This is a genomic window from Bacillus sp. MUM 116, from assembly GCF_001866655.1.
Lineage (GTDB): Bacteria > Bacillota > Bacilli > Bacillales > Cytobacillaceae > Neobacillus.
Genome location: NZ_MLYR01000180.1, coordinates 1 through 8,013 on the forward strand (window position 1 = coordinate 1; position 8,013 = coordinate 8,013).

Consider the following 8,013-nt stretch of genomic DNA (forward strand, 5'->3'; position numbering starts at 1 on the left):
GCATCTTTTCGTAAGAACATTTGCGAAAATTGCCTAGAAACTTAGTAAATGACCCTTCTTAAGGTCCAAAAGCAAAAAAGTTTACGAAAAGAGCCTTTACAAAAAAAACACTCGGTATATCCCGAGGATTTGAGCATTCTCTATTTTTGTGGGAAGAGACCAGTTTCTGTTGAAAATGAATGTCAGTTCCAATTTGGAAAATTTGTGAATTTTGAAAGAAACAATTGAAAGGTAACGGTTTATGTCGATATTTGAAGATAAATACTGTTTCTATGAATGCGTTTTCAATTGGTAAACTAAAGAAGTAGTTGGACATAAAAGGGGTTACTGATTATGACAAATGATGACTTAATTTACCAAATTGAAATAGTTAGAAATACGATGATTACAGTAGGAATGGCGAAAGGGTTAAACTCGTCAGAAACTATCCTGCTAAGTAAAAAATTGGATCGGCTATTAAACTTACAATACCGGAACCAACAAATACGACCTGCATAATGGCTGATATTCATGTTGGAGAAAATCCCTGATGGGAATTTTTTTCTATTTTTAAATGATGAACCGATTTTGTAAACTTTTTTGCGAATGCTATACTTTAAATCACCATATATTGGTGTAAAAATTAATCGAGGGATGGAAAAATGTATACTTCAATCAATGAATTTGTTGGAGAATGGAATCAAGAAATGGAATCTACTCAAAAAGTTTTTGATGCATTAACGGATAGATCTCTGCAACAATTGGTTTCTCCGGAAGATCGTACACTTGGAAGAATAGCCTGGCATATCGTATCAAGTACCCCGGAAATGTTGAACGAATTTGGGATTAAGGTTGCTCCTGTTGAAAATTCATCGACAATGCCAACTTCTGCAAAAGTAATTGCTGATACATTTCGAAAGGTTACGGCCGATACAATTGATGCGGTAAAGCAGCAGTGGTCTGATGATTCCTTAAAGGAAATGAAAAATGTGTTTGGAATGGATATGCCAAAAGCTGTTACACTTTCTCTTCTCATCAAACATATTATTCATCACCGCGGCCAACTGACTGTTCTTATGCGTCAAGCAGGCTTAAAGGTACCTGGTGTATATGGACCGGCACGAGAAGAGTGGAGCCAAATGGGCATGGAGGCTCCTGTATTATAAATTCTATATGAAGAACACATTTGAAACAGTGTGTTCTTTTTTCACATGTTAAAGTGGAGGAAGATTAGGCGCACTGATTCGAGGAGGAAGTTTATTTAGTAAATTTAAAATTAGGGGGGATATTGATGTTAACCCAATATTTTGATAAAGCAAAAGAGGTCATTAAACAAGTTGAAAAACAGGAGATAGAAAAACTCAGGAATGCAGCGGAGAAGGTTGCTGGAGCGATTCAAACTGGAGGAATTGTCCAACTTTTTGGCTGCGGACATTCTCATATTTTAACAGAAGAGGTTTTTTATCGCGCTGGGGGACTTGTCCCGATTAAACCGATTCTTGTTGAATCCTTGATGCTTCATGAAGGGGCACTGCGTTCTTCACAGCTTGAACGGCAAAATGATTATGCTCATGAATTTTTAAAAAATCAGGATTTTCAAGCGAAGGATGTAGTCTTTGTTATCTCTACCTCGGGGCGCAATCCTGTTCCAGTAGATGTAGCGCAGGAAGCGATGAAAAAGGGTGCTTTTGTAATAGGTATTACATCCATTGAATACTCAGAGAGCCAGCCTTCAAAACATAAAAGTGGAAAACACCTTTTTAATTCCGTTGATTTAGTCATTGATAACCACTCCACTAAAGGTGATGCCGCTCTTACATATGAAAAAGTGGCGGTTCCATTTGGACCCACTTCCACTGTTGTCGGGGCTGTAATCTTAAATGCAATTTTTGCAGAAGCCATCAAAATCATGGCTGATCAGGGGTTTGAACCACCAGTATTTCTAAGTGGTAATATTGATGGGGCAGATGAACACAATCATCAATTAATAGAGAAATATCGACAGAGAATTCCCTTGTTGTCTTAAAAAGAATCTAGGAGAGGTTCATTGCGTAGCTACGGTTATAAGGGTACTGGAGGGACGAAAGGGTTGAAGTAATTAGTGAAAATGTCTCTACAGAGTATCTGGAAAGACAAAATGTTTAAAGTGATAAGGAAAAATGTCCCTCCAGTTGAGTTTGAAGGACAATTGCAAGTTCATCAAGAGAACAACTGACCTTCCTGAAAGCCCAAAAATCCCATTATGACACCTTTTCATGATTAATTAAGCGCTTCTTATCTGGTAAGTTTCCTCCCCAAAGGATTGTGGCAACTACAAGTAGTGCCCCCCCTTTTTTTTAAAAAAAAATTTCCCCTTTATTTTTACTGGAATTCACTTAGAAAAGCAGTTGAACGCCTATTCTCTATTTCTGTACTGTTACGTTTACTAATAAAGATAAGAGAGCTACTTCTATCATCCTTAGAACTCTTTTATACTTTACTGGATAAAAGGACCTATATTCTAGCATACCTATTCTAATTGTATTCTACAAGTTTTGAAAAAACGACTAGAATGGATTGTATGTTTATTAGAAAATTGAGATAATAGAATTAGCCCTTTAAATTTTATTCAAAAATGAAAGTTTATGGTAAAATATTCAAAGAAGTAATGATATAAAAGTTAAGGGGAAATTAAAAATTCTAACTAATTTTTTATTTACGGTTATTTTTATCCTTAGTATTAGGTATTTAATCCGGTATCGGCTCAATTTAAAAAAAGCTGCGGAATTTTCAAAAGATGCACTATACCCGAAAAAAGAGAGTGAGTTTGCAAGTATTTTACTTCCAGTTGAATGGAAAGAAATGAAGCCTCTAACAAAACAGACAAAGTCCTATCAATATGTAAAATGGGGGACAGTGTTAGGGCTTTTCATTTTAGTAGTAGTATTATTGGTAGTTTTTACAACCGACTACTTAGGGTCTTCCTTTTTCAATTTGGCTTATATATTCTATATATTAATCAGCCTTGTTCGCCACCAAGGCAACCTATATATTCTACCCAAAGGGATCATTCTGAATGGAAAATACTATCCGGCAAGTCAAATTCAACATTATGAAACCGAGCAAATCGTTCGATGGCATGAGTTATATGGCTATCATTCCCGTGTTGACAATGGCTATAAATTAAAGTTTGATATTAAAAGGAAGATGTTTCAGCCGGATTATGTTGTGGTAGAGGATTATGCCCATCTTCAGCAGATTATGGCACTGCTCGACCAAAAGGGGATTAAAGGAGTCCATAAAAAAGCACAAAAATAGTTCAAACAGACATTCTAAGGTAAGGAATAATTACTGTGTGGGAGTGACCACAGTACTATATTAAAAATCACGTTATTTTGATAAAATGATAGTTAACTATAAAATACATATTGAAATCGTTATAAAAAGAAACACGCCATTTTCGATAAAGTGCGGTTCAAGTAGGAGGAACAAAAATGTGGGATTTTGATTTGAATATAGATCAGGTAGCTAGAATTAAAGTAATTGGTGTCGGCGGCGGCGGAAATAACGCTGTGAACCGAATGATTGAGGATGGAGTTCAAGGTGTAGAATTTATTGCTGTAAACACAGATGCACAGGCCCTTAAACTCTCAAAAGCTGAAATTAAAATGCAAATTGGAGGCTCTTTAACGAGAGGACTTGGAGCAGGAGCGAATCCGGAAGTAGGCAGAAAAGCTGTTGAAGAAAGCAGACAGCAGATTCAAGAAGTATTAAAAGGTGCTGACATGGTGTTTGTTACCTGCGGAATGGGTGGCGGAACCGGGACAGGTGCCGCTCCGGCCATTGCCCAAATTGCCCACGAGCTTGGTGCTCTAACCATTGGCGTCGTCACTCGACCTTTCGGTTTTGAGGGCCATAAACGCGCCAAAAATGCGGCAAGTGGAATTGAGCAAATGAGGCAAGCGGTCGATACATTAATCATAGTACCTAACGACCGCTTATTACAAATAGTCGACAAAAAGACGCCGATGGTTCAGGCTTTCCGTGAGGCGGATAATGTTCTGCGTCAAGGGGTTCAAGGGATTTCTGATTTAATTGCAGTTCCGGGGCTAATTAACCTGGATTTTGCTGATGTGAAAACGATTATGACCAATCAGGGAACAGCACTGATGGGTATTGGTGTGGCAAAAGGCGATGGCCGTGCAGTTGAAGCAGCGAAAAAAGCGATTTCCAGTCCGTTACTGGAAACTTCAGTTGATGGGGCTCAAGGGATTTTAATGAATATTACCGGCGGCACTGATTTAAGTTTATATGAAGTACAGGAGGCAGCTGATATCGTTGCTTCAGCTGCAGACCAGGAATTAAATATGATTTTTGGATCGATCATAAATGAAAACCTTAAGGATGAAATCATGATTACCGTGATTGCAACGGGATTTGATGATAAAGAAATGGCACCTTCGAATCAAGCTTCCAGTCCAATAAGAGAAACTGCGTCTTATCGTCCATCTCAAATTCAGCATCGACGAGAACCGTTGATTCGCGAAGACCGGTTTCAGGATTATAGCAGAAAACGCGAAGAAGAGATTCCTGCACACGGCCGTCAAAGGCAACAGCAGGATGAAGAGCCAAGTTTTGAACAAAATCGAGAAAGCCATCAAACGGAAGATGCACTGGACATCCCTACATTCCTGCGTAATCGTAGAAGGAATCGATAATCTGGTGCATGCCACAGGCATTATAGAATATCATTCTCAGTATTGTCGATATTCAACAAGGATATAATTTATCGCAGAGGAATAAGGGGCATGAGGTAGGTTTGACCGTTCGATTTGAAGCCCTCCGTTCATTAGAAAATTATAGTCTGCACCCAAATCATCAGGAAGTATTTGCTTATTTAAAGGAAATCGGATTAGAGGATCTCATTGTGGTTGATTTAGAGTTTTAAAAATGGATAATCTAGAATACGAAATCGACTAATTTCAAGAATAACTAGGGCGCCAAGATGAAAATGAGGATTGGAACACAGATTCGGACTTCGATATTCGCAATCAAACAGCCACGACAATCAGGACAACAACAAGCCAATGATGACATTGGTAATTGGCATAATGGCGACATTGGGTATAATTAAAAACACATAATATTAAAGCCTGTTTTCAAGATGATAACTTGAAAACAGGCTTTTTTGTTTTGGCAATAATTCGGGCAGTGACAGGTGCCTCTGGAAATTTGTCGATTATACTCCCTGTATAAAAAACTAAATTGCATAATTATTTTGTATTGGAAAATCCCTTTATTAGGCTGATATTTTTTGATTGCAATTTTTGAACTGTTGGTATATCATGTTCTTTATGCGCATAAGGGGTGCAGGAAAATATATACAAGTCAACTAAGGGGGAAACTAGTTTGGATGATTCGATAAATAAGGCTGCCCGTCCACCGTATGGCGTCATCGCGGTATTGATGGTCGGTGCATTTATTGCTTTTTTAAATAACACGTTATTAAATATTGCCCTTCCTTCCATCATGAAGGATTTAGCTGTTGAGGCCTCGACCGTTCAGTGGCTGACGACTGGATTTATGCTCGTAAATGGGATATTGATACCGACGACCGCTTACTTAATTCAAAAATATACGGTTCGCCGACTATTTTTAGTTGCTATGGGACTTTTTACTGTTGGTACAATTCTGGCGGGATTTGCTCACGTATTTATCATGTTATTAGCCGGCCGTATGATACAAGCTTCCGGATCGGCTATCTTGATGCCATTACTAATGAATGTTATGTTAGTTAGTTTCCCGGTTGAGAAAAGGGGAACGGCGATGGGGGTATTCGGATTAATCTTAATGTTTGCCCCGGCAATTGGCCCGACCCTATCTGGCTGGATTATTGAACATTATGATTGGAGAATGCTTTTCCATTTTGTTACACCAATTGCCATCATCGTTCTTTTGATTGGATTTTTCTTGCTGAAGGATAAAAAGGAGAAAATGAATATGCGCTTGGATTTCCTATCACTTCTCCTATCCAGTATTGGTTTTGGCGGGATTCTATACGGCTTTAGTTCAGCAGGGAAAAAGGGATGGGATAGCCCAGAGGTATATGGAACCATTATTATTGGCGTTATATCATTAATAGTCTTTATCATCCGTCAATTAAAGCAAGAACAGCCAATGTTGAATTTCAAAGTCTATCATTATCCAATGTTTGCATTATCATCTGCCATTGCGATGGTTTTAAATATGGCATTATTCTCTGGGATGTTACTGCTACCCATCTATGTTCAAACCCTAAGAGGAATTTCACCGATGGATGCCGGGTTGCTGCTCCTTCCGGGAGCGCTGCTTATGTCTATCATGTCACCGATTACAGGGAAGTTATTTGATAAATTTGGCGGTCGTATTTTAGCTGTCATAGGATTATTTATTGTTACAGTTACTACCTATGAATTCAGTAAATTAACATTGCATACAACCTATACTCATCTTATTCTTTTATATTCTATCCGAAGCTTGGGGATTTCCATGGTGATGATGCCAGTATCAACGAATGGATTAAATCAATTACCAAAACCATTGTATCCTCATGGTACCGCTATGAATAATACCTTAAACCAAGTTGCCGGAGCCATTGGAACCGCGTTACTGGTAACAATCATGACAAATAGAACCGCATCACAGGCCAAGGAAATTGGTGCAGAGGCAATGAAGCATCTTACAGCAAAGCCTACACCGGCAGCTATTCCAGAGATGAAGCAGCAGATTATGATGAAGGCCATGTTAAATGGAATCAACTATGCCTTCCTTATTGCTACCTTTATCGCAGGTTTGGCACTTGTCCTTTCATTCTTTATTAAACGTGCAAAACAAGCTGAAGACCCTATTGTAGGGAATCAGTCGAGTAAAAAAATCGGGACGAAATTAGCAGAGAACTAAACTGAAAAAAGGGTGACTCCGAGTCACCCTTTTTTTGCGTTAAATCATGCAATCGTTTTTAAATCATATGAAAAATCATTGTCATTCCATTCGAAAATGCCTTCCTGTAAGCGAATGGTGTCATTAAAAGGCTGGAGGATGGCAACAACCTGTTCCGAAGTGAAATTTACATCCTCCCGAGATTTTTCAACCAATTGTTTTTTAAATTGAAGAAGTTCACTTTTAGAAGCAATACGGACCAGTATGTCTATTGAAATTTTATTTCCTTTAATCTCATACTTTTCGCAAATACTATCATGAAAACCTTTATTAAATTGAATCATCATTGACAGGTCTTGGATAGATGCGACTCCATATACTTCCTTAATGACATCGTCATATCTTATTTGACTGCCGGTTGCAAATCTCGTTATTTTCTTTTCAGGATTTTCCAGTATATAAACTGTTTCAACTGAATCTTTCAACAATATCACCCTTTATCATTAATTAAAGTTGAATGTTTGGAATTGAATAATAGATAACTACACTAATTTCGCAAGTTTTCCCTGTTTTATTTTCAAAAATCTGATGAACATCCGTTGAAAAAGAGACGGAATCTCCCGGCTCTAATGAATACTGATTTTCATCACCTATGGTTATGGAGAAGGTGCCGGAATGGACCGTTATCGATTTAATTTCGCCAATTCCGTTTAGTTCTGTATAGTGATGACAGCCTGGATGAAGAAGTGCGCGGTAACTTTCAATCGGGATCCCTGGTGAAGCAAATGTGTTATAAACCTCATACAAGTCATTGTCCTCTTTAAAAAAAGGCTGATCAGCCTGACGAATCATTTTAACGGAAGGATTCATTGCTAGGAATGATGCGAACGGAATTTGCAGGCCAGACGCAATTTTCCAAAGAATTGAAACGGTTGGATTCGAGGCACCACGTTCAATTTGACCTAGCATCGGTTTACTAACCCCGGTCAAGTCTGCCAGCTCGTCCAAAGTTAATTTCCGCTGCTGCCGGAAATATCGCAACCGCTGGCCAATCTGAGCGGTTAAGAAGTCCTTATCCATGTTACAACCCCTTTAACTGGATACATTATATTACTTTATAAATATATTATAACATAT

10 protein-coding genes are annotated in these 8,013 nt (G+C 38.3%); 8 read left to right on the forward strand and 2 right to left on the reverse strand.

The features are described from left to right. Positions 1-333: 333 nt before the first annotated feature. The 8 genes from BIV60_RS28970 (at position 334) to BIV60_RS27650 (ending at position 6,897) form a co-directional block, all read left to right on the forward strand. Positions 334-498: an aspartyl-phosphate phosphatase Spo0E family protein gene (locus tag BIV60_RS28970; protein ID WP_083402507.1), complete on the forward strand. Its 165-nt coding sequence runs from the start codon at positions 334-336 to the stop codon at positions 496-498. Between the two features lie 143 nt (positions 499-641). After that, positions 642-1,145: a DinB family protein gene (locus BIV60_RS27630; RefSeq protein WP_071358868.1), complete on the forward strand. Its 504-nt coding sequence runs from the start codon at positions 642-644 to the stop codon at positions 1,143-1,145. 125 nt (positions 1,146-1,270) lie between these two features. Beyond that, a complete protein-coding gene (locus BIV60_RS27635) occupies positions 1,271-2,005 on the forward strand; it encodes an SIS domain-containing protein (protein WP_071358869.1) in 735 nt (244 codons plus the stop codon). A gap of 815 nt (positions 2,006-2,820) precedes the next feature. Continuing rightward, positions 2,821-3,276: a hypothetical protein gene (locus BIV60_RS27640; protein WP_256218569.1), complete on the forward strand. Its 456-nt coding sequence runs from the start codon at positions 2,821-2,823 to the stop codon at positions 3,274-3,276. A gap of 176 nt (positions 3,277-3,452) precedes the next feature. Continuing rightward, positions 3,453-4,676, forward strand: coding sequence for a cell division protein FtsZ (gene ftsZ, locus BIV60_RS27645; RefSeq protein WP_071358871.1), 1,224 nt, complete (start codon positions 3,453-3,455; stop codon positions 4,674-4,676). Positions 4,677-4,726: 50 nt separating this feature from the next. Next, the gene (locus tag BIV60_RS28975; protein WP_256218571.1) at positions 4,727-4,906 is read left to right on the forward strand and encodes a Dabb family protein; all 180 of its coding nucleotides are present in this window, start codon (positions 4,727-4,729) and stop codon (positions 4,904-4,906) included. Between the two features lie 57 nt (positions 4,907-4,963). Then, the gene (locus BIV60_RS30735; RefSeq protein WP_256218570.1) at positions 4,964-5,092 is read left to right on the forward strand and encodes a hypothetical protein; all 129 of its coding nucleotides are present in this window, start codon (positions 4,964-4,966) and stop codon (positions 5,090-5,092) included. A 332-nt stretch (positions 5,093-5,424) separates the two neighbouring features. Beyond that, positions 5,425-6,897, forward strand: a complete 1,473-nt coding sequence (locus tag BIV60_RS27650) for a DHA2 family efflux MFS transporter permease subunit (RefSeq protein WP_141770583.1) — start codon at positions 5,425-5,427, stop codon at positions 6,895-6,897. Between the two features lie 44 nt (positions 6,898-6,941). On the opposite strand, the gene BIV60_RS27655 is transcribed toward BIV60_RS27650, so the two are convergent. Both BIV60_RS27655 and BIV60_RS27660 read right to left on the reverse strand, forming a co-directional pair. Next, the gene (locus BIV60_RS27655; protein ID WP_071358873.1) at positions 6,942-7,361 is read right to left on the reverse strand and encodes a hypothetical protein; all 420 of its coding nucleotides are present in this window, start codon (positions 7,359-7,361) and stop codon (positions 6,942-6,944) included. 22 nt (positions 7,362-7,383) lie between these two features. Next, positions 7,384-7,956 carry a helix-turn-helix domain-containing protein gene (locus tag BIV60_RS27660; protein WP_071358874.1) on the reverse strand — a complete coding sequence of 191 codons (573 nt, stop codon included), beginning with the start codon at positions 7,954-7,956 and terminating at the stop codon, positions 7,384-7,386. Positions 7,957-8,013 lie beyond the last annotated feature (57 nt).

Coding starts and splice junctions, on each gene's coding strand:
- BIV60_RS27640 (WP_256218569.1), top strand. CDS start 2,821: ATGAAGCCTCTAACAAAACAGACAAAGTCCTATCAATATGTAAAATGG.
- BIV60_RS27650 (WP_141770583.1), top strand. CDS start 5,425: ATGGTCGGTGCATTTATTGCTTTTTTAAATAACACGTTATTAAATATT.
- BIV60_RS30735 (WP_256218570.1), top strand. CDS start 4,964: ATGAAAATGAGGATTGGAACACAGATTCGGACTTCGATATTCGCAATC.
- BIV60_RS27635 (WP_071358869.1), top strand. CDS start 1,271: ATGTTAACCCAATATTTTGATAAAGCAAAAGAGGTCATTAAACAAGTT.
- BIV60_RS27630 (WP_071358868.1), top strand. CDS start 642: ATGTATACTTCAATCAATGAATTTGTTGGAGAATGGAATCAAGAAATG.
- ftsZ (WP_071358871.1), top strand. CDS start 3,453: ATGTGGGATTTTGATTTGAATATAGATCAGGTAGCTAGAATTAAAGTA.
- BIV60_RS28970 (WP_083402507.1), top strand. CDS start 334: ATGACAAATGATGACTTAATTTACCAAATTGAAATAGTTAGAAATACG.
- BIV60_RS27660 (WP_071358874.1), bottom strand. CDS start 7,956: ATGGATAAGGACTTCTTAACCGCTCAGATTGGCCAGCGGTTGCGATAT.